Source organism: Dyadobacter chenhuakuii, from assembly GCF_023821985.2.
GTDB classification, from domain to species: Bacteria; Bacteroidota; Bacteroidia; order Cytophagales; family Spirosomataceae; genus Dyadobacter; species Dyadobacter chenhuakuii.
Map to the genome: position 1 here is coordinate 1,136,123 of NZ_CP098805.1, position 22,451 is coordinate 1,158,573.

Below are 22,451 nucleotides of genomic sequence, written 5' to 3' on the forward strand. Positions count from 1 at the left end.
ATGAAAAGAATTTTACCCATTTTGATCCTCCTAACTGTTGCTTTTGCAGGCACAGCAGCCTATGCACAAGAGGATTGCGATGCAACGGTGATCATTCCCGAGGCTGACAGAAAATACAGGACCGGGAATTTCGATGAGGTTTTTCAAATCCTGAACCCTTGCCTTAAAACCAGATTTTCGCCGAATGCGCAAGTGCAGGCATATAAGATCATTGCATTAACATATCTCGCGCTGGATTCTTTGCCACAGGCGGCCACGGCTGTCCGTAATCTTTTGATAGCCAACCAAAATTACGAGCCGGAATTCTCTGCATTGCCGCAATTCAAAGACCTCGTTGCCCAGCAGCGCGATCTCATGGACCGCATCATTCAGATCACTTCCGTTTCCAAAAAAGCGGAAAACCTTCTGCAAGTGCCCGCCACCGTAACCGTTTTGACCCAAACTGACATTGTAAAACGAGGTTATAAAGACCTGACCCAAATGCTGAATGACATTCCGGGCTTCGACGTCATCAGAGGGAACGGGCCCTCTTATGTCACATTCTACCAGCGCGGTTACCGCTCCACTTCCAACGACCGCACCATTCTCCTTGTGGACGGCGTCGAGGAAAACGACCTGAATTCAGACAACATCCCCATTTCCCGGCAATATGCCTTGTCCGACATTGAGCGCGTGGAAGTAATCTATGGCCCGGCTTCGACTATGTATGGCGCAAATGCATTTGTAGGCGTTATTAACCTCATTACCAAGCGTTTCCTGGATCGCGAAATGCCGGAAGGTAAGAAAATGGTCGTTTCTACGAACGGTCAGGTGCGCTATGGATCTTTAAATACAAAACTCATTGATGGTGTGGTGACCATGCGGACAAAGGACGTTGCGGTTTCGTTAACGTCGCGCTATTTCGCTTCTAACGAGCTGGATTACAGCCGGTATCCCGAATGGAATTACGATCCGAGAACCGCTGATAACTATCCTGCACAGCAGAATATCAACGGCGCCGCCGCGCAGACTTACATTACTACCAACAAGCTCAACACGCTTTTCCCTAACAACGATCTTTATCAGGTTGGCTATGATGCGAACGGCAATGCCAATGCATTGAGCCTGACTAATGCCGGAAAGGCAAAGGCGGCCGAACTGGATAATGCTAATTTATTCCAGGCGAATGTGAACGGAAGTCCGGTGGGTTTTAATGATGATTCAAAAAACTTTTTTATCCGGGCAAAAATCGAATTTAAAGATTTCATGATCTCGCTCATGAGCTGGAAAACGGACGAAGGCGCAACACCTTGGTATACCAATCGCTCCCGCATCGTAACACCCGAAGTTTCGCGCTGGGTCGCCAACAACAAGGCGTTTTCTTTGACCTACAATAAATTCATTTCTGAAAAAGTCCAGATCCTGAACCTGACTTCCTACCGGCTCCATGAGCTGAATGGTGCAACCAATTTGCCCACTTACAGAGGTTATTTCAATGGCAGTTACGGCATTATCGATCTGCTTAACCAGCGCAAGCCAACCTATTCGATCCCTTACTGGTATCGTGTTTCCAACCAGCTGCGTAACGAATTCCGCGTGTTGCTCACGCCGTTGCCGAAGCTGGACATTAACAGCGGCATTGAGATCAGGAACAGTATTATCCAGGCCAACTACATTACTTCGCAAACCGAAAACGCAGACGAAACCGGACGCCCGGATTCCACATTGGCAGGCGGCGATAACTTCCGTGTTTTTGACATTGGTATATTCACACAAGCCACTTACAACTGGACCGAAAGCCTGAAAATGGTGCTCGGTTCCCGGCTCGATCACAATCAGATCCGTTCAAAGGGCGGTTATGGCTTCGTGTTCAATCCGCGGGTCAGTTTGATTTATTCCAAAGGTAAATTTGTATTCAAAGGCATTTACACGGAGGCATTTAAGGATGCTTCCTATCTTCAAAAATACGCCACGAACCGCGAGCGCGCGCTGAATAATCCCACTTTGCAGCCCGAGCGCGTGAAGAATGTGGAAGGGAGCGTTTCAGTCCGGTTCAATAAAGCAATGTCCTTTAATGTAGCAGGTTATGTAGCCAATTACAGCAATGCCGTAGGGCTTGCGGCTGCCACGACGCCGGCGGGCTTGCCTACGCAGCAGTTTCAGGCACTGGGCAAGCAGCGCATTATGGGCATTCAGTCGGAAGCGCGTTATGATGTGAAAAGACTGAATGTCTGGGGCAATTTCACTTACAGTAAGCCGCGCGATCTTAGTAAAGTCGAGGGGCAGAAGATTCCTATCAGCGACATTGCGCCCTGGTCGGCTAATTTGGGAGCTGTATATGAGCCGGTTAAGAACCTGAGCATCAGTGTCACCAACAATTATGTGAGCGCAAGAAAATCTGGCGTAGGAACTTCGGGAAGCAGCAATCCGATCACGCGTTTTGAGCCGATTTACTTGCTGAACTCGACATTGACCTATCATAACATTCTGAATGTGTTCAGCTTACAGGTTCAGGTTTCCAATATGTTTAATCACGAATATTTTGTACCGGGCATTCGGGCGGCCGAGGGCGTTACGTCCGCGTCGCGTTACCCGCAGGAAGGTCGCGTGTTCTCGGTCGGGCTGCTTTTTGACACAAACCGCAAATAAAAACCGGCTTCTCGAAATGGAATTAATGCATATAAATCCTCCTCGCTTAATGGAAACAAGGTTTGAAATCAGAAATTCGGAGTTCCTGCTCATCAAGCTGGACCATCCCGAACGCCTGGACGAAATGGGGGCGCTCCGGGTGCTGGCCTGGAAGGACGAGCAGGGCATAAGCCAGGATTTTTTCTCACATAAAGCCTGGCTGGATGATGAGGATCTGCTAGCGCACCATTGGGTTATCTTGCATAATAAGACAATCGTGGCCGCTGCGCGCATGACTTTCCATACGGATTACAAATCGGTCCCGCACGCAGATTTGTTCGACGGGTCCATCCTGGAAGGTTTTGGAAATGGCCCTTATGCATCTCTGAACAGGCTGGTGGTTGCGCCGGAATATCGCGGCAATGGCTTTTCAACATTGCTCGACGAAGCCCGCATTCAGTATGCAGCCATCCTTGGCGCCAGGCTGATCATTGCCCAGCCCGTTGCGTCACGCATTAAGCCGCTGGAAGATCTTGGATTTTTCTATCTGGGGAAAATCAGGCCATTATATCAAATGCCTGAACGTCAGATCTATTTTATGATTAAAGAATTAGGAGTTTAACTGGTGAAAAAAATCAAGGACATATCGCGGATGCTCAACATCAGAAAGGACGAGGAAAGCCTCGTGAGCCTGCTGATGGCCTATTCTTTTTTTATGGGCGGAGCAACGGCATTGTTCTACACTGTGGTGGCTTCGTCGTTTCTGATGAGTTTCGATCGCTTAATGTTGCCACAGGTTTACGTGGTCGGCGGCGTTTTCGTTTACCTGCTAGGGTTGGGCTTAACCCGCATTCAAAAACGCATTCCTTTTAATCGGTTAGGCGAAAATGCATTGCTTTTCCTGATCGTCTCCATCGCCGTTTTCCTGGTCATTTATCATCTTACAGGCAGTAAGTGGGTTTTCTTTTTTCTCTTTATCTGGAACCGGATTTTTGTTCTGGTCAATGGTGTCACGTTCTGGGCAGTGGTTGTGAAGCTGTTTAATTTTCAGCAATCCAAAAGGTTATCCTCGCTCATCAACAGCGGAGAAGTTTTTTCCTCTGTCATTATGTATCTGGCAGTTCCGGCCCTGGTCAAGATTTTGCCGATCGACTCGCTACTGATCCTGGCTGTTGGTTTCCTGATCGTCTGCGCCGTTTTATTGAGAAAAATTCACAAACGTCACGTAACAACGGACCACACACGCATTGAAATAAAACCGAAACCAGCCGAGCATTTGGCGACGGATGCTGTGGATCCCAAATATTTTCGCAACATTTTCCTGCTCGCATTGCTGCCCGTTTTCGCTTTGTTTTATGTTGAATATATTTTCTTCACTGAGTCGCGTAATGTGTTCCCGAACAAAGAATCGCTGGCCAGCTTTCTTGGATTTTTCTTTGGTATCAGTGCCATTCTTGAATTTTTTATCAAAACATTTTTCTACAATAAGCTCATCAGCAAATATGGCTTGAAGCTAGGCATTCTGATCCTGCCTTTGAGCCTCGTTTTCAGCTTTGCCGTTTCTGTGATCTATGGTTTGGGTTATGACACGGCGGCCATCTTTTTTGCCTGCATTGCGCTTTCCCGGTTTTTCATGAGTGCTGTTCGCAAGGCCATTGCTGAGCCGGCATACCAGGTTTTATATCAGCCCATTCAGGCGCGTTTCAGACTGAATGTCCAGGGCCGGATCGAAGGCCGGGCCAAGGCGATGGGTGGTTTGGCGGCTGGTGTTCTGCTTTTTGTGCTGGTCAACATTTCGCGGATGGACGCCTTGCAGCTTGCAATTTTGTTTTTGGTGGTGGCAGTTTGCTGGACGTTTGTGGCATTCGTAGGGGAGAACTCTTACAAAAAAATGGTGCGCGACAAGATTTTTAATTTCCCCGAAAAATCGAAGAAAAACGCTTCCTATACACCAGGGCAGGCTATTTCTGAAAAGCCATTTGAACAACTTATTAACCAGATATTTTCACCCAAAGAAGAAGACCGCATTGAAGCGGCGCTGGGACTGGGCGCCACGAACCGGTTCCTGTCGTACAAATATCTCATTCCATTGTTACAGGATCCCAACAAACGGGTGCGTGAAGCGGCCATATACACGGCAGGCGAGTTGAAAAGGGCAGAGCTGTGGCCATTTTTAATGGAGCAAATGGAGACCGATCGTTACTTTACCGTTGCTTTCGATGCGCTGGTGAAGTCGGGACCGCCTTTGTTGAAATACATTGAAAAATCATTTTTAAGCAATGAGGATAACCGTTACCGGCAGCTGCATTTGCTTAAAATCGTGGAGCAGATCGGTGGTCCGGAAGCGATCCGGTTTTTGCGCAGAAACCTGGAAAATCCCAACCGTTTTGTAAAAGACAAGGTGCTGGAAGCATTGCGGAACCTGCGTTACACCTGCAACACCACGGAGCAAACATTCATGCTGAACGAGCTGGACGAACATCTGAAAACGTTCGCCTGGCTGCTCTCGGCGCAGCACGATCTTTCGGATGCCTATGAGCCGGAAAGCCAGCTGATGCTGAATCTGGAGCGGGAGAGGATGCGGATCATGCGTAAAGCTTTCATTGTTCTGGAAGCCGTTTATGGCTCCCGTTTTCACGCCGTAACATTGCTCAAAGGCGATCAGGCAACCGATGCACGCGACTACCTGACCGAGATCTGTGACCTGCTTTTGCCCGAAAACATTAAAAACAAAGTCCTGCCATATCTCGATAGCGACTCGCTGGACGAAATGCGCCGCCGCTATGCGGAAATTTACCCGCTGGCAACATTGTCCGTGGAAGAGCGTCTGATCGACATTATTAATAAGGATTACACCAGGATTTCGCGCTGGACGAAGGCGGTCGCGATCAAAGAGTTGCGCCATTTTGATGCCGGAATTGTGACGCCTGTGCTGGTTGCCAATGCGGTTTCCAGGTCTAAGATTATTTCTGAAACATCATTTTACGTCCTCCGAATTGTAAATCCGGCCCGTTTCCGCTCCTTAATGGAAGCAATGACCAGGAAAAATGATGCTTTTCACATTGAAATCATGAAGCCGCTTGAATGGCTTTCGACCGAAGAAGATCTGCTTGTTTCCAAGCTCCGCCGCCTGCGCGAAACGCATGCATTAGGCGGACTGCTAAGCGGGGAGTTGCAAAAAGTGCTGCTGACTTCGGCCTACTTCCAGGAAGAGAGCGGGGAAGTGGTAGATCTGCGGAAACAACTCAGCGACGGCGACGTTTCCATCCTTGTGACTTATGGTAAATTGTTTTTCTCTAAAATCGGCGCAATGGAAGCCGGTAACATCCGCAATGTGGCGGAACTGACGGCAATGGGTGTGGCTATGATCCCAAATGTGCTGGAAGACACGGAGTTCTATATCATTGAAAATTTTCTTTTAAAAGATCTTAATATCAGGCAAAATGTGGAGGAAAGTGTTGAGATCCATTAAGTTACTAATCATTCTGATCTGTCTGACCGGCTCGGAAAAGCTTTGGGCACAGCTTGCAAATGTGGCAAAGCCGGACGTGGGAAGGCCATTGTCGGGCTATTATTCTTCTGCCGAATATCGTGCACACGACCAAAACTTCGCCATAGCCCAGGACAGGGCAGGCATGATGTATTTTGCCAATTTTGCGGGGGTACTTGAATTTGACGGCGTGGAGTGGAAAACGATCCAGACAACAAATATCACACGCGTATCGGCCCTGGCAACGGACGCAAAAGGCCGGGTGCTTGTAGGAGCGAACGGAGAATTCGGTTATCTGGGCAAGGACGCTTTCGGTGTTCAGCGGTTTGTGGATCTGTCAGTAAAACTGAAAGAAAATTTTGGACAAATTATTCAGATTATCCCTACCAAAGCCGGCGCTTGGTTTGTAACGGATCAGATCAACTTTTTTTGGAATGGCACAACGGTGAAGCCATTCAAGCACAACCTGAAAATCCAGGCGGCATTTTCCTTCAAAGAGGAAATGCTGGTTTATGCAAAAAATAAAGGGATGATTCGGATCAATGGTGATCAGATCTCCCAAATCGAGCAAAATAGTGACGTGCCTGCTTTGCTGGACCTTACGTCGGTGGTACAGCTTGGGGATGGTTCTGCGCTTCTGGTAACAACAAGTCAGGGCATTTTTAAATTAAAAAATAACCGCATTGAGGTCATTGGCGGCAATGTGAATCCCGTGATTGTACGCAATCAGGCAACTTATGCAACCAAATTACAGGATGGAACAATTGCGATCAGCATGGCAACGGGCGGCATGCTGGTGGCGAATGCGGACGGAAATGTGCAATATCCTGTGGCAGCCGATACGGATTTACAGGAAACGCAAGTGTCGGCCATGTTCACCGACCGTGAGCACAATCTTTGGGTTGCGCTCAACGACGGTATCGCCCGCTTCGACCTGCCTTCACCGATCTCACTTTTTGACAGCAGGGATGGTCTGAGAGGTTCCGTAACTGCTATCCGGCGGTTTCAGGGACGGGTTGTGATAGGCACATTGAACGGATTATATTATGTAGAAAACAACCAGATCATTCACGTCAACGGCTTTTCCGGAAGCTGTCTGGGCCTGGATGAAGCGAATGGCACACTATATATTGCTTCAAACAAAGGGCTTTTTCAATGGACCAAAGGCTCGGGAATTTCAAGAATAAATTCGGTTTTTTCACTGAGCGTAACGGCTTCAAGCACTGGTAATGAGCTCTTTGTTGGCTTGCAAGACGGCTTAACAAAGTTAACGCGGGCAGGCAGCGAATGGCGGACGGAGCGGGTAAAGGCAGTTAACGAACAAATAGTAGGCGCTACCGAATCCTCCCCATCGACTTTCTGGCTCGAAACACTTTCCAATGGCGTTATAAAGCTGGATGGGAAATCAGGAACCATTAAACGATTTTCTGCTGCCCAAGGCATTTCCAGCCCATTATACAACAAACTGTCTTTGTATGAAGACAAGTTAATAGTCTCCAATAAGGATGGCCTGTTCGAGTATCAGCCTCAGTCGGACCGTTTTACCCGTGCGATTTGGCTGCATGCAGAAAAGACCTGGTTTGATCGTGTGCAAGGGGATGACAAGGCCAATGTCTGGACCACACGCGGCGACAAAAAATCAGCATCATTTTTCAAGAAAAAACCTTCCGGCGACTTCGAACTGCTGGAAACACCATTGATGCCCATCGCGGACGTTCCGTTTGAGATCATTTTTCCGGATGAAAATGGCAGCGCCTGGCTGGGCGGAGATCAGGGGCTCTTCCGGCTCGACATGCGGGTGCCGGACCAATATGTCTATGAATATCCGGTCATGCTGAGGAGTGTTGCCACGCAGGATAGTCTGCTGCAATTTGCACAAAACGGAATGATTAGCAAGCCTCTCAGCCACCGTCAGAATAATCTGATTTTTGAGTTTGCATTACCGAGTTATCACACGAATCAGGAGGTTCAGTACCAATATTTTCTTGAAAATTATGACAAAGAATGGTCTGACTGGGGACCGCTGACGCGTAAGGAATACAGCGGCTTGCCGTCGGGAAGTTACAATTTCAAAGTACGGGCAAGGGATGTTTATGACCACGTTTCAAAGGAAACATCATTGGCCTTTAAGATCCGCGTGCCCTGGTTCAGACAGTGGTATATGATCGCCTTGTACCTGATCTTATTCGGGGCCATGATCTACTACGTGGTCCGCTGGCGGTTGAGAAGAATTTTGAGAGAAAAGGAAGAACTGGAAACGCGGATCCTGGAACGTACGGAAGAGGTTGTGAACCAGAAAGAAGAACTGGAATTGCAATCCGAAGAACTCTCAGCAACCAACGATCAGCTTGAAAGGATCGATGAGTTTGTGAAATCAATTAATGGCGAGGTAAATACGGGGCGGCTGTTCCAGCTGGTTTTAAACAAATTATGCGAATTTCAAAACGTCAACGGAGCGTCTGCACTCGTTTATAACGCCGCGACCGACAATTATCAATTTATAGCGCTGGCGGGCGCTGTAGAAACTGCCAATGTAGAAGATGTCAGACTGACGGCTCAGGAAGCTGAGCAGCGGTATATCGAAAATGGCGAAGAAATTTTAGAAGATATTTTCCTTAAAAATGATTTTCGAAAGCAAAACGCCAATGCGTCCATCAGTGAGATTTTTTCTCCTAAGGCACTCATTACGATCTTGATACGGGTTGACGGTGTGGTGAAAAGCTACATTACGCTGGAAAATACGGACCGTGAAAATGCATTTTCGGAGCGGGATTTCAATGTCGTTAAAAACCTGAAAGAGCATTTGATTGGGGCTTATATTAAAACAAACATTCTTGAAAATCTTGAAAATACATTGTCCAACCTGAAATCGACGCAGGAAGAACTGATCCGGCAGGAGCGGCTGGCCTCGGTGGGTAGCCTTACCAAAGGGATTGTGGACAGGATTTTAAACCCGCTGAACTACATTAACAATTTCTCGCAATCGTCCGGGAAGCTTTTAAAGGAAATTACAGAAGTCACTGACAAGCACCAGGATGGCTTGTCGGAAGATGAGAAGGATGATCTGGACAGTGGTTTCAGTATGCTTCAAAAAAACCTGGAAAAGATTTATGAACATGGCAACAGCACAACGCGTATCGTAAAGGATATGCAAAAGTTGCTGAAAGGAAAATCGAGCGATTTTATCATTACAGAATTGAATCCTTTCCTGGAAGCAAAGGCCAAAACCGCCATTCAGGAAGCGCTGGCCGAATATAAAGATGCATCCGTAAAGCTGGATTTGGCTTTAAATGGCAATCCGGTTAAAGTCAGTGTGCTGCCTTATGAATTTGCACAGGTGATCACGAACCTGATCAGCAATGCCTGCTATGCCTTGCTGGAAAAGGCCAGGATCGATAAAACATTTGAGCCTCAGATCATTATCTCGTCTAAGCTGGTAGAAAGCGGCGTTTGCATTACCGTACGTGATAATGGGAAAGGCATTCCGGCCAAAGAGCAGGAGCAGCTGTTTAACCCATTTTTTACAACAAAACCTACGTCCAAAGGAACCGGGCTGGGCTTATATATGAGTAAGGACATTATTGAGTATCACAAAGGGCGCATGTCGGTAAATTCATTGGAAGGGGTGTTTACCGAAATAGAAATTTTCCTGCCGGTTGTTGCTTAATACGCTAAATGCTGCAAATTTTTAATTACCATGACTATGGGAGCCGGAACGACGGAACAAGACATTGAACTGTATCAGCAAAAGATCATTGAGCTCAACAAGCTCGCTGAAATAGGACAACTGAGTGCAGGTATTTTACATGAAATAAAAAATCCGGTGAGTTTTGTCAATAACTTTTCCCGACTTTCGCAGGGATTGGTGAGCGAGATACTGGACATTTGCCAAAGACCGCTGTCCGAAATGACCGAGACGGACATCGCCGATGAAAAAGATCTGCTGGAAACGCTTTCGCAAAACCTCATCAAGATCAACGAAAACGGCAAACGCATTGAGCGGATCATACAGGGAATGCTCGCACAAACCCGCTCCGACGCTGCTATCCTGGAACCCACAGACCTCAACCAGCTGCTTGAAGAATACAGCAAGCTGGCTTACCAGGGCGTCCGGGCAGAGGACATTGCCTTCAATGTAATGCTCAAATTTAACTTCGATCCTGAGATTGGCTGCGTGAAAGTGGCGAAAGGGGAGTTTGGTCGGGTGATTGTGAACCTGGTCAATAATGCGTGCTATGCGGTGAATGAAAAGTCGAAGCGGCAGGCGGAAGGCTATGAACCTGTCATTGAGATTACAACATCCAGAATTGGCCAGGAAGTGGAAATTAAAATTTGCGATAACGGCATCGGCATTCCGGAAGACATTGTTGCCAAGCTTTTTAAGCCGTTCTTTACAACAAAACCGCAGGGAAAAGGGACAGGACTGGGCTTATCGCTCACGTACACCAGCGTGACGGACACGCACAAAGGAAGCATTCATGTAACCTCTGTGGTCGGCGAAAAAACGGAGTTCACAATTGTGATTCCCGGTTGAGATTTATTTAAAACAGATATCAATTTAAAAAATTATAGATAATGGCTATCAGAATATTAAGTGTAGATGACGAGCAGGATATGGAGATGCTGATTCTTCAATTGTTCCGAAAGCAGATCCGGGATAAGAAATACGAATTTGTGTTTGCTAACAACGGCATTGAAGCATTGGAGCGGCTGGAAGAATCTGATGACATTGCACTTATACTATCCGACATTAACATGCCCGGCATGGACGGTCTTACGTTTCTGTCGAAGGTAAATGAGAAGCAAAATCCGTTGCTGAAATCGATCATGGTTTCTGCTTACGGCGATATGGACAACATCCGGACGGCTATGAACCGCGGCGCTTTCGACTTTGTGACCAAGCCAGTGAATTTTGAAGATCTGGAAATTACCATTTCCAAAACCGTGGAGCACATTGAAATGCTGGCCAGCCTGGAAAAAGGCCGCGAGCAGTTGATCGCTATCCAGAACGATCTGAGCGTTGCTAAGGAAATTCAAATGTCCATGTTGCCGAAAACGGTCCCGGCCAACATTGGCAAAGCGGGGGTGGATCTGCATGCATTTATTCATCCTGCAAAAGTGGTCGGCGGAGATTTGTACGACTACTTTATGATGGATTCCGAGCGTCTGTTTTTCATGATCGGTGATGTCTCGGATAAGGGCGTGCCGGCAGCATTGTTTATGGCGATCAGCAAGGCGATTTTTAAGAGCCAGTTTTCCAACCGCAATGGTGATTCGATCACGGAGAAAGTAAAGATTGTGAATGAGTTTCTGAGTGAGGACAATTCTTCATATATGTTCGTTACGGCCTTTGTTTGTATATTAAATGTCAAGACAGGCGTTGTTGAATATGTAGATGCCGGCCACGAACCGCCCGTAATCATTCGCGCCAATGGTGAAACCGAGCTGGTCAAAAAGGAGGGAGGCATGGCCTTGTGCTTCGACCCGACATTCGAATTCGAATCCCATACTTTAACATTGAACCCGGGAGACAAATTCGTCCTCTACACCGACGGCGTCACCGATGCCAATAACCTGGCAGGCGCACGGTATGGCCTGCATTATCTGCAAGATTTCTTCACAACAGGCGAAGGCTCTACCAAGGAAACCGCCAAAGAAATGAACGAATCAACATTAGAAAGCCTGATAGATTTCATCGGAGCCGCAACGCAATTCGATGACATTACCATGCTTTCGCTGCGGTATATGGGGAATTGATTATTTTCAATACAATCCCGCAACAGGCTGGTATCGTAACAGTGCCAGCTTGTAATTTTCTTCGTATCTTTTTTGGAGCTCGGACCAGCATAGGGAGTCCAGAACCGATTTGGGGAGGGTGGCGCGGGGGATGTATTGGTGACTTTCAAAATCTTCTATGAATTCGAGGAAGATTTCGGTAAGCTGAATGACTGCTTGCTCGCTGGATTGTTCGCGTCGTTTTACAACTTTGACTTCATTGTTTCCTTCCATTTCCGCAGCTTGTCTCGCGAAATGTCCAAAACCGGAAACGTCGCTGGTCACAACCGGCGTTCCGTGCAGGACAGTTTCCATGGGCGCGTATCCCCACGGCTCATATAGTGATGGAAAAACGCCTAAATGACAGCCTCTTACAAATTCCAGATACTCCATGGAAAAAAGCGATGTCACCCTTTCAATGAAATCGGGATGGTAAATCACTTTTACATTATCTCCTTCGTTATTGGTTAAGCCTGCTTGCTGACAAAATGCTAAAATGTCGTCCTGGCCGGTTAGATGGTGGGTGGTCGTGGGCGGCAGGCTTTTTCTTTTGAAGTTGGCCAATGCCTGTCGCCAGGTCATTTGCAGATCGTCATCGATGAGCTGATTGAGATCAGGAAGTTTGCGGCCTTCCGCGCCTGTAACATTGGCATAGATCCTGGGCCCGAGCTTGGCGCTGATCATTTTACAGATCCGCTGCAACTCCTGAAAACGCTGGCGTGCTTCCAGAACATCCGGCTTAATGTTATGAAAAGGCTGTTTTGAAATAATAAAAAGAACAACATTCGTTTCCGATTTCCTGCGCACGAGTTCCTCATTCAGCCGCGCAATGGCCTGCAAGGTGACGTCGAAACCTTTGTTATAAAATTCATAACGGCCGGATGTAAAAAAATAGAGCGTCTTGTCACTTCTGAGTTGGTAACTGGGCGAAAACAGCGCCTTGACAAATGCATCGATCTTTTGCCGGTTTTGCAGGTGCCACTCAAAAACTTCGTAACCAACACCTGGTTTACGATGGATACCGCTATGCACTATACTATCCGGCTTGCGCCCCAAAAACACCTCGCATTCCGCAGCCGTAGATTCGCTGTTTGTAACAAGCACATTGGCATACTTTGCGGCGTTTCTCTCCAATTGTGCCTGTGCTTCTATGCCATATTCCCGCGCTTTTTGCTGCCAGTTGTAGGTAGGGATTTTGCAAAAGTACTGATCTTCATTGGATGCAAGATAGCGGCCCAGCGATGTGGCATGTGTGGTAAAAACCGTTGCAATCCGTACTTGCTGACGCGCTAATTCGGCCAGCGCGGCAGCCGACATCCACTCGTGAAAATGAGCGATAATGTCCTGGTTAATATCCGTTTCTTCAATGAGTTTCGTGAAGAAAAGCCTGCTAACCTCCCCAAAACCAAGGACTTGATCCAGCAATACATTGCTTTCCAAAGCGGAGATTTCCTGATGCTGCCACAATGCAGTTTTCACTTCATTCAGCGCTTTGTTAGGAATAATGGGGTTGATCAGGATAACTCTCGGGCGGGCTTCTTCCAACAGCCAGTAACCCAAATGTATGTCGTATCCGAGGCTTCTGATGTATAGGATTGCCCGGGAAAGCGGGGAGTTATCCAGCTCGCGGATCGGGCGGAAATCGAGTTTTGCTTTTTCGTGAAAATAGGGGCCGACGAGGAAATAGTTATCCCCGTAAATGTCCGTCATCGCCGGTGCTTTGGACTTCACGTACGTGTATATCCCACCGATCTGGTTACAGACTTCCCAGGCAATTTCAAACAGAAGTGTATCCGGTTTCAAAATGATAAGAGGGTAAGGTAGGATATTTCAATTAAAATTAATTACTTAAATAAGATATGGTGAAACCGAATATGCTAAGCAGCAAAATCGAACGGTAAGACAGCTAAAAGCGGTGCTGAGCTGTATGCGTGAGTAAAAAGCAGCTTGCAGATAGCTAATTTCCCGTATATTGGGTTCCTAAACCTTCATTCTTGAATTCTTTGATGAAACCTTTACTGCCCGCCTCACTGCGCCTGGACTCCATCGATATTTTCCGCGCGGTCACGATGCTGATCATGATTTTTGTGAATGATTTCTGGACCTTGAAAGGGGTTCCTGAATGGATGCAACATAGCAAAGGTCCAGAGGACGCTATGGGACTTTCAGACGTTGTCTTTCCCGTTTTCTTGTTTATTGTAGGCCTATCCATTCCGTTCGCCATTGCCAACAGAAAATCAAAAGGGGACAGCAACGGGACAATTCTTTACCACATTGCCGAGCGCACTTTTGCATTACTTTTAATGGGTATTTTCATTGTGAATTATGAAAATGCAGTGAGCTCGGGCATGATCGTTAGTAAGTATGTCTGGGAAATTCTCATGGTGGTCGCATTTTTCCTGATCTGGAATGTGTATCCTGACCGGCCTGAGAAAAAGCCCTTATATACAGGGCTGAAAGTGCTGGGCTATCTTTTGCTGGTGGGTTTGGCAGTTATTTACAAAGGTGGTGACGCGGCGAATCCTTCATGGATGGGAACACATTGGTACGGCATCCTCGGACTGATCGGTTGGGCTTATCTGGTCTGCGCGGTTATATACTTTCTGGCTGGCGACAACCTCACATTGAATGTGGCCGGCTGGCTTTTTCTCATTTTATTTAATCTGGCAGATTTCGAGGGGATGCTCTCTTTTTTGGATCCGGTGAGAGATTACGTCTGGATTGTAGGGAGCGGTGCAATGCCTGCATTTACGATGGCGGGCGTCGTGGCATCGGTCATTTATCGGCTTTATAGCAAGAAAAATGGTGTTAACGCGACATACCTGGCCATCCTGGTTGTGCTTGGCATCGTTTGCCTGCTTTATGGCTTCGGAACGCGCCCGTTTTGGGGAATTTCGAAGATCAGGGCTACGCCGGCCTGGGTTGGGATTTGCAGCGGGATCGCCTTCATCGTTTTCGCGATGCTGTTCTGGCTGGTGGATTTGCAAAAAGTCAAAACCTGGGCAACCATTATAAAACCCGCCGGAACCGCGACATTAACCTGTTACCTGGTGCCTTACATTTGGTACGCGGTGCTAACGCTGGTCGGGTTCAGCTTACCCGAGTTTCTGAGGACCGGAATCATCGGGCTGATAAAATCATTCTGCTTTGCATTGCTGGTCATCATTGTAACCGGGATCATTAATCGCGGCGGGATCAGGCTGAAGATCTGATGGTGCCTGAAAGTCTTTGCCAAAAGTTCACCCAGGAAGGATTTTACTTTGTGACAACTATCTTGTGATTTGAAGAAGTCGAGTTATTCTTGATTATTCTTAATGTGTAAGAACCGGAAGAGAATTTTTCCAGGTTTATACGATCAGCTAAGTTTCCCCGGCGCTTCATCACGATATTTCCTTTGCTATTGATTAATTCAAATGCCGCAATTTCGCTTGGGTCAGTTGAAACGATATTGATGCTTCCAGAAGTTGGATTGGGATATACGGTTTCAATGTTGCCATTAAAATACACATGCGATATTGTGCTTAATGCATAGGTTTGATCGAAGTCTATCATTTTCAATCGATAGTAATTATTGCGATCGCTGGGTGTTAGATGTATAAATTGATAGACAGCTCCCAAACCACCGATTCCGGAGGACTTTACCTCCCCGACAACCGACCATTGCTTTCCGTTTGTACTATGTTGCACTTCAAATTTCTCACTATTCTCTTCTTCGGAAGTTGTCCAGTTTAAATTTACGACCTTATTTTCCAGAACAGCATCAAATGAAAGTAATGTAACCGGCAAACTTTCTTTACACGCCGATTTGAGCAGATCGGTATTCGAGCAAATTCCTTTATTTTGATATAAGAATATCTCTTCTGGCGCGGAGTCCAAAAGCATCCAACAAACAGCATCTATTGCACAATCTGATAGTTCTGGATTGAAAAGAACAACAAATCGGGAAAGTTGGGATTTAATGTTTCCCATACCATCGATAGAGGTAAGTAAGGGATTATAAGTTATTTGAATTTGTTCGACAGTGTGCAGGTTTTCAAGCCCTTTTAAGCTGGTTAAGTTGGCATTAGCCTCGATATTCAATTGTGTAGCTACTTCAAGAGAATTCAACCATTGACAGTCTTGCATCTTGTCCAGCCTACTTATTATGAGCCTTGATGTGCTTTGCAAGTTTGCAAAACTGCTGAAATCATCAAGTAATGGACAATCGCCTATTATTAGACCGTCAGGTAACGATGCGGGTATGTTGAGATCATCTATACTCGTCAATGAATGACAACCAGCAATATAGATGCTGCCTGTAACAGTTGCTTGTCCCAGGCCGTCGAAACTTTCAAGACTGCTCAATTCGTTTATTGACAAGTGATTGATTGTCAAAACATTCTCCAGTCCCTTGAAATTTTTGAGTGAAGGGCTCCACTCGATAGCCAGTGTATCGACGCTGGTTAATGTCTCCATTCCGGTAAAGTCTACAAGTGGACCCCAACCGACAAACATAAATCCAGTTACCGTTGTAATTCCATTTAGACCATTGAGATTCAGGATATTGGGAGATCCGTCCCCAATTATTAAGTGCTGGACAACGCTGCATCCGCCATTTGCAAAGTAATTATCAACGTCGGCTTGATCCTCCAAGCTTACTATTCCTGTGGACGGACATTGCGCAATGGCCTTAAAGCAAAATAGTACCAGAATAAGGGTAAATGTTCTTTTCATATATCAGATGATTTAAGGGATTTTGCAATACTAAGATATCATATTGCCAGTTACAAAGCACTGAGTACGGTTACAGTTTTTATCGAATAATAATATTCTTTTCGCTTTTTGTACAAAAAACAAAGGTGTAGGCGATTATCAAAATTCGTTGATTCTCCGGCGAGTGGTAGTTATTGAACGGCCATATGTTCTGAGCTTAAAATCCAACATATGCCCACTGTCAGTATATTTCTGGTGAGGAGGAGCTTTGTAATCCATATTGCATCATTAAACCCAAATCTTAATTTATTTCAATAGCTACACGAAAACCTTTTGTGAAAAAAGGATTGGGTGGGCTTGTTACTGGTGTAAAATCATATTTTTGCATCAGGTTAATGTTGCGGCCGCCCTATGCGGTCCTGAAAACTGATTTATAAACAAAACGCCATAAGAAATGCTCAAAACCGTGCCCTTTGACCAGCTGGCAGCTTATAAAAAGCTGAAAACACATCATAAAACCATATCTCAGAAACATTTAAAGTCGTTTTTCGAGGAAGATGCGGACCGTCACAAGAAATTTTCAATCCGGTTTGGTGACATTCTTTTAGACTATTCAAAAAACCGCATTACCACCCGGACACGCTCTTATCTTGTTCAGCTTGCGGAAGAAGCAGGGCTGGCAGATGCAATTGAGCAGATGTTTACGGGCGAGAAGATCAATGCGACGGAAGGTCGCTCGGTGCTGCATGTTGCTTTGCGCAACCGTTCCAACGAACCTATTTTGTCTGACGGAAAAGATGTAATGCCGGACGTGAATGCAGTTTTGGCTAAAATGAAGGAGTTTTCCGGAAAGGTAAGGTCGGGGAGCTGGAAGGGTTATTCCGGGAAAGAGATTTCCGACATCGTGAACATTGGCATCGGCGGAAGCGACCTGGGCCCGGTGATGGTGACCGAGGCATTGAAAGCTTACGGTAAGCCGGGATTGAATGTACATTTTGTTTCCAATGTGGACGGAACGCACATCGCTGAAACGATCAAGGCGCTGAACCCGGAAACGACATTGTTCATGATCGCCTCTAAAACATTCACGACGCAGGAAACAATGACGAATGCGCATAGCGCGCGTTCCTGGTTTTTGGAAACGGCCGGGAATAAGGAGCATGTGAAAAAGCACTTTGTGGCGATTTCAACGAATCAGGCTGAGGTTGAGAAGTTCGGTATTGATCCGGAAAACATGTTTGGATTCTGGGATTGGGTTGGAGGCCGTTATTCTTTGTGGTCTGCGATCGGACTTTCTATTGCTTGTTTTGTTGGTTTCCAGAATTTCGAGCAGCTGCTTGCGGGCGCGCATGATATGGACAAGCATTTCAGGACAACGAAGTTTGAACGGAACATTCCGGTCATTCTTGCGCTGCTGGGCGTTTGGTATAATGACTTTTTTGATGCGCAGACTCAGGCAATCCTGCCTTATGATCAATATTTACACCGTTTTGCGGCTTATTTCCAACAAGGCGATATGGAAAGCAACGGGAAGAGCACAGGTCGTGACGGTAAGCCGGTTGGTTACCAGACCGGACCGGTGATTTGGGGAGAGCCGGGCACGAATGGTCAGCATGCGTTTTACCAATTGATACACCAGGGAACAAAGCTGATTCCGTGCGATTTTATCGCGCCGGCAACCAGCCATAACCCGCTTGGCGAGCATCACAAGATGCTTTTGTCTAACTTTTTTGCACAGACAGAAGCATTGATGAATGGGAAAACAGAGGAAGAAGTGAAAGCGGAACTGGTGGCTGCGAAGAAGTCCAAAGAGGAAATAGAATTCCTGACGCCATTCAAAGTGTTTTCCGGTAATCGCCCTACCAACTCGATTTTGGTCAAAAAAATCACTCCTAAGACACTGGGAAGCCTGATAGCGATGTACGAGCACAAGATTTTTGTACAAGGCATTATCTGGAACATTTTCAGTTTCGACCAGTGGGGCGTGGAGCTTGGTAAGCAGCTGGCAAACAAAATTTATCCTGAACTTCAAAACGACTGGCCGGTTTCAAACCACGACAGCTCAACCAATGGTCTGATCAATCAATACAAACGGTGGCGGTAACGATCGATCACGATTGTTTTGAACGCAAACCCGATTAGTACGCCAGCAGCGTCTGCCACTGCGTCCCACCAGTCAAATGTGCGGTCGAAGGGCAGGAGTTGCTGGTAAAATTCGAGACCAAGGCCATAAGCCATTCCGAGCAGCACGAACAGTGCTGCTTTTTTTGGATAAACCAATGTCCACAATGTAATCCAAACGATAAAAAGGCCTGCATGAACAATCTTATCAAAACCGACAATTGGCGCGGCAGGAATATCTTTTCCCGGCCATGTGCAGGCCAGCAGAATCAGAAATGTCCATAACCATGCGACCCACTGGTTTCTCGCGAGCAGCTCGCTTGTGTTTTTAAATAGTTTTGCAATCATCGAATGTTTTGTATCAGCGCGCAAGTTACTTTCAGAAAGCCTGACTACAAACGAAAAGCGCCGGAAGTGAATCCCAGCGCTTTTCTGTTATGATGAAGTGTAACTTGGAATATCAACCGTTATCGGCAAATTCCGGGTATAATGTCATTCCACCGTCAATGTAGAGCGTTTCTCCATTGACATAATCTGAATCGTCTGACGCCAGCCAGGCAACAGCCTTAGCTACATCCTGCGGGGTTCCGATTCGCTTGTATGGAATCAATTGTAAAAGTCCTTTGTACTTGTCAGGATCGGACCAAACTTCCTTATTGATAGACGTTTTGATCGCGCCGGGACTGACCGAATTGACACGGATCTTATAGGGTGCCAATTCCTGAGAAATGGATTTCATGAACATCATGATTCCTCCCTTAGAGGCGGCGTAATTAACATGTCCGGCCCAGGGAATCACATCGTGCACAGAACTCATCAGAATAATCTTACCAATTGACAGCTCGCTGTGATCAACACCAGTCTTTCCTTTCTCCTGCGCTACGAACTGTCTCGAAGCTTCACGGCACACGAGAAATTGACCTGTTAAATTCACGTCAATTACTTTCTGCCATTGCTCCAATGTCATTTCCAAAAACGATGAGTCTTTTTGAAGCCCGGCATTGCTGACAACAATGTCCAGACGTCCATACTTGCTGATGGTCTCGTTGAACAGCGCTTTCACTTCTTCTTCACGGCTTACATCAGCCTTAACCAGGATCCCCGATCCGCCTTTTGAGACAATCTCATTCAACGTCTTTTCGCCTTCTTCCAGGTTAGAGCTGTAATTAACAACCACTTTCGCGCCAAGCTCGGCAAGATGAATGGCGCATGCTTTACCAATTCCCGAACTAGAACCTGTAACGATCGCAACCTGATCTTTGAATTTCAGATCTGAACCTATCATATGATTTCATTTTCGAATGATTTCAGTTTCTTCCACACCCGACGGTTCACATTTTTGACCGCCCAGTTTTTAGCAATTAAAATTGCTTTTGCAACCGCCTCACGAGGAGAAATATTGTTTGTTCTTAAAAGCTCCTGAGCAATGGTGACCGCCTTTTCTCGGGTCGTAGGAGACAAATACATCAACTCTGGTAATGCGATTCTGTTGTCCATTGGAATGTTGAATTTTAGGTTCAAGTGGTTTTTAGTCTGACGATATGCTGATTGAATAGGGTAAAAATTAATGCCAGAAACGACTGGTCTTTTTTGTTCTTCAAGCAGGCCTTAATTACACACTTTTGAAAAATTTGCGTGTAAAAAAAATCCCCATCTGGTTAAAGACGGGGATTTTAAAGTTGCCTTATTATTTGACTTCCTCAAAATTAACGTCCGTCACATCGTCGGTTGCGCTGCTTCCGTTTGCGGCGCCTGGGTTACCTTGCGGTTCACCAGTCGGTCCGCCCGGCTGAGGCTCACCACCTTGTGCGTACATTTCCTGAGAAGCAGCTTGCCATGCGGCATTCAGTTTCTCCATTGAAGAGTCAATTCCTGCAAGATCCTGGCTTTGGTGCGCAGTTCTCAATTCGGCTAATGCTCCTTCAATCGCTGATTTATTCCCAACAGAAAGCTTGTCGCCAAATTCTTTCAGTTGTTTATCAGTAGAGAAGATCAGGCTGTCAGCAGCATTGATTTTCTCGATTTTTTCACGTTCAGCTTTATCCGCTGCTTCGTTTGCTTTGGCTTCCTCACGCATACGGGTGATTTCTGCATCTGTCAAACCACTTGAAGCTTCGATACGAATTTTCTGCTCTTTGTTTGTGCCTTTATCTTTGGCAGAAACGTGCAGGATACCGTTTGCATCCACGTCAAATGTAACTTCGATCTGTGGTGTTCCGCGTTGTGCCGGTGGAATGTCAGATAAGTGGAAACGTCCTAATGTACGGTTCTGATTTGCCATCGGGCGCTCACCTTGCAACACGTGGATCTCAACAGAAGGCTGATTATCAGCAGCAGTAGAGAATGTTTCTGTCTTTTTAGACGGAATTGTCGTGTTGGCTTCGATCAGTTTGGTGAATACACCGCCCAATGTTTCGATACCCAATGACAATGGAATAACGTCCAAAAGAAGTACATCTTTTACTTCACCTGTCAAAACACCACCCTGGATTGCAGCACCAATTGCCACAGCTTCATCCGGGTTAACGCCTTTTGAAGGTTTTCTGCCGAAGAATTTTTCAACTTCTTCCTGCACACGAGGAATACGCGTAGATCCACCAACCAGAATCACTTCGTTGATATCATTATTGGTATAACCTGCATTCTTCATTGCTTTCTTGCAAGGCTCCATCATTCTCAGGAACAATGAATCGGCAAGCTGCTCGAATTTCGCACGGGTTAATGTGCGTACAAGGTGTTTCGGAATGCCATCAACCGGGAATATATAAGGAAGGTTGATCTCAGTTTGCGTTGAGCTTGACAATTCCACTTTTGCTTTTTCCGCAGCTTCTTTCAAACGTTGCAAAGCCATTGCATCTCTTCTCAAATCAACAGCTTCGTCTTTTTGGAATTCGTCTGCAAGCCAGTTAATGATTACCTGGTCAAAGTCGTCACCACCAAGGTGTGTATCGCCATCCGTAGATTTTACTTCAAAAACGCCGTCACCCAATTCAAGGATCGAAACGTCGAAAGTACCACCACCTAAGTCGAACACAGCGATTTTCATATCAAGGTGTTGCTTGTCCAGACCGTAAGCAAGTGCAGCAGCAGTAGGCTCGTTGATGATACGTTTCACATCAAGACCTGCAATCTGACCTGCTTCTTTTGTAGCCTGACGTTCTGCATCATTGAAGTAAGCAGGAACTGTAATAACCGCTTCTGTCACTTCCTGACCAAGATAATCTTCGGCAGTTTGTCTCATTTTCTGCAAAATGAATGCAGAAACTTCTTGTGGCGTATATAACCTGTCTCCGATGGGGATACGAGGCGTGTTGTTTGGACCTTTATCAACGGTGTATGCAACAGTTTTTTGCTCACTTGTTACATCGTCGTATTTTTTGCCCATAAATCTTTTTATGGAGCTGATAGTATGCTTGGGATTCGTGATCGCCTGGCGTTTGGCTGGTGCACCGATTTTGCGTTCACCATTATCCATGAATGCAACCACTGAAGGGGTTGTACGGGCACCTTCGCTGTTTGCAATTACAACCGGCTCGTTACCCTCCATGACAGCCACACAGGAGTTCGTTGTTCCTAAGTCTATGCCAATAATTTTTCCCATTGTTCTATATTAAAGTTAAGTATAATTTGATTCTGACTAATTCGCTGCCGCGGTTATCGCTTGACGCTTGCCGCAACAGTTGCTCAGAGGCTTTACTAAAAAGCCCGTACCAGAAACAAATGAATAAAAGGGGAGTGACAAAGTGTCAGGCTGAATAATGCCTGA

The 22,451-nt window shown here is 46.2% G+C and carries 14 protein-coding genes; 8 read left to right on the forward strand and 6 right to left on the reverse strand.

The window, feature by feature from the left end:
- Genes NFI80_RS04730 through NFI80_RS04755 form a run of 6 tightly spaced genes read left to right on the forward strand, consistent with a single transcriptional unit; the run spans nucleotide 1 to nucleotide 11,854 of the window.
- On the forward strand, nucleotides 1–2,628 hold the full coding sequence (locus tag NFI80_RS04730; protein ID WP_233798014.1) for a TonB-dependent receptor plug domain-containing protein: 2,628 nt from the start codon (nucleotides 1–3) through the stop codon (nucleotides 2,626–2,628).
- A 49-nt stretch (nucleotides 2,629–2,677) separates the two neighbouring features.
- Entirely contained in the window at nucleotides 2,678–3,229 is a 552-nt protein-coding gene (locus tag NFI80_RS04735; RefSeq protein ID WP_233798015.1) for a GNAT family N-acetyltransferase, read from the forward strand.
- Nucleotides 3,230–3,232: 3 nt separating this feature from the next.
- Nucleotides 3,233–6,079, forward strand: a complete 2,847-nt coding sequence (locus NFI80_RS04740) for a HEAT repeat domain-containing protein (protein WP_235164719.1) — start codon at nucleotides 3,233–3,235, stop codon at nucleotides 6,077–6,079.
- Nucleotides 6,051–9,764, forward strand: coding sequence for a sensor histidine kinase (locus tag NFI80_RS04745; protein WP_235164718.1), 3,714 nt, complete (start codon nucleotides 6,051–6,053; stop codon nucleotides 9,762–9,764). Before NFI80_RS04740 ends, NFI80_RS04745 begins: the two co-directional genes overlap by 29 nt.
- Nucleotides 9,765–9,794: 30 nt before the next feature.
- A complete protein-coding gene (locus tag NFI80_RS04750; RefSeq protein WP_254414169.1) occupies nucleotides 9,795–10,631 on the forward strand; it encodes a sensor histidine kinase in 837 nt (278 codons plus the stop codon).
- Between the two features lie 41 nt (nucleotides 10,632–10,672).
- Nucleotides 10,673–11,854, forward strand: a complete 1,182-nt coding sequence (locus NFI80_RS04755; protein WP_026631497.1) for a PP2C family protein-serine/threonine phosphatase — start codon at nucleotides 10,673–10,675, stop codon at nucleotides 11,852–11,854.
- Nucleotides 11,855–11,860: 6 nt separating this feature from the next.
- Here NFI80_RS04755 and NFI80_RS04760 read toward each other — a convergent pair whose 3' ends face one another.
- On the reverse strand, nucleotides 11,861–13,675 hold the full coding sequence (locus tag NFI80_RS04760) for a glycosyltransferase (protein WP_235164716.1): 1,815 nt from the start codon (nucleotides 13,673–13,675) through the stop codon (nucleotides 11,861–11,863).
- Nucleotides 13,676–13,878: 203 nt separating this feature from the next.
- Between NFI80_RS04760 and NFI80_RS04765 the strand changes: the two genes are divergently transcribed.
- Nucleotides 13,879–15,084 carry a DUF5009 domain-containing protein gene (locus tag NFI80_RS04765; RefSeq protein WP_235164715.1) on the forward strand — a complete coding sequence of 402 codons (1,206 nt, stop codon included), beginning with the start codon at nucleotides 13,879–13,881 and terminating at the stop codon, nucleotides 15,082–15,084.
- Between the two features lie 43 nt (nucleotides 15,085–15,127).
- Here the strand turns inward: NFI80_RS04765 and NFI80_RS04770 are convergent, their stop codons facing one another.
- Complete coding sequence (locus NFI80_RS04770; protein ID WP_235164714.1) at nucleotides 15,128–16,585, reverse strand: T9SS type A sorting domain-containing protein; 1,458 nt, start codon at nucleotides 16,583–16,585, stop codon at nucleotides 15,128–15,130.
- A 433-nt stretch (nucleotides 16,586–17,018) separates the two neighbouring features.
- Here NFI80_RS04770 and pgi point away from each other — a divergent pair, with 433 nt between their 5' ends.
- Nucleotides 17,019–18,668, forward strand: coding sequence for a glucose-6-phosphate isomerase (pgi, locus tag NFI80_RS04775; protein WP_235164713.1), 1,650 nt, complete (start codon nucleotides 17,019–17,021; stop codon nucleotides 18,666–18,668).
- Here the strand turns inward: pgi and NFI80_RS04780 are convergent.
- From NFI80_RS04780 to dnaK, 4 genes are all read right to left on the reverse strand, one after another.
- The gene (locus NFI80_RS04780) at nucleotides 18,647–19,057 is read right to left on the reverse strand and encodes a VanZ family protein (protein ID WP_510185813.1); all 411 of its coding nucleotides are present in this window, start codon (nucleotides 19,055–19,057) and stop codon (nucleotides 18,647–18,649) included. The genes pgi and NFI80_RS04780 overlap by 22 nt on opposite strands.
- Nucleotides 19,058–19,145: 88 nt before the next feature.
- Nucleotides 19,146–19,970 carry an SDR family oxidoreductase gene (locus NFI80_RS04785; protein WP_235164711.1) on the reverse strand — a complete coding sequence of 275 codons (825 nt, stop codon included), beginning with the start codon at nucleotides 19,968–19,970 and terminating at the stop codon, nucleotides 19,146–19,148.
- Entirely contained in the window at nucleotides 19,967–20,182 is a 216-nt protein-coding gene (locus NFI80_RS04790; protein WP_235164710.1) for a hypothetical protein, read from the reverse strand. Before NFI80_RS04790 ends, NFI80_RS04785 begins: the two co-directional genes overlap by 4 nt.
- A 190-nt stretch (nucleotides 20,183–20,372) precedes the next feature.
- Entirely contained in the window at nucleotides 20,373–22,286 is a 1,914-nt protein-coding gene (gene dnaK, locus NFI80_RS04795) for a molecular chaperone DnaK (protein ID WP_235164709.1), read from the reverse strand.
- Nucleotides 22,287–22,451: the final 165 nt, after the last annotated feature.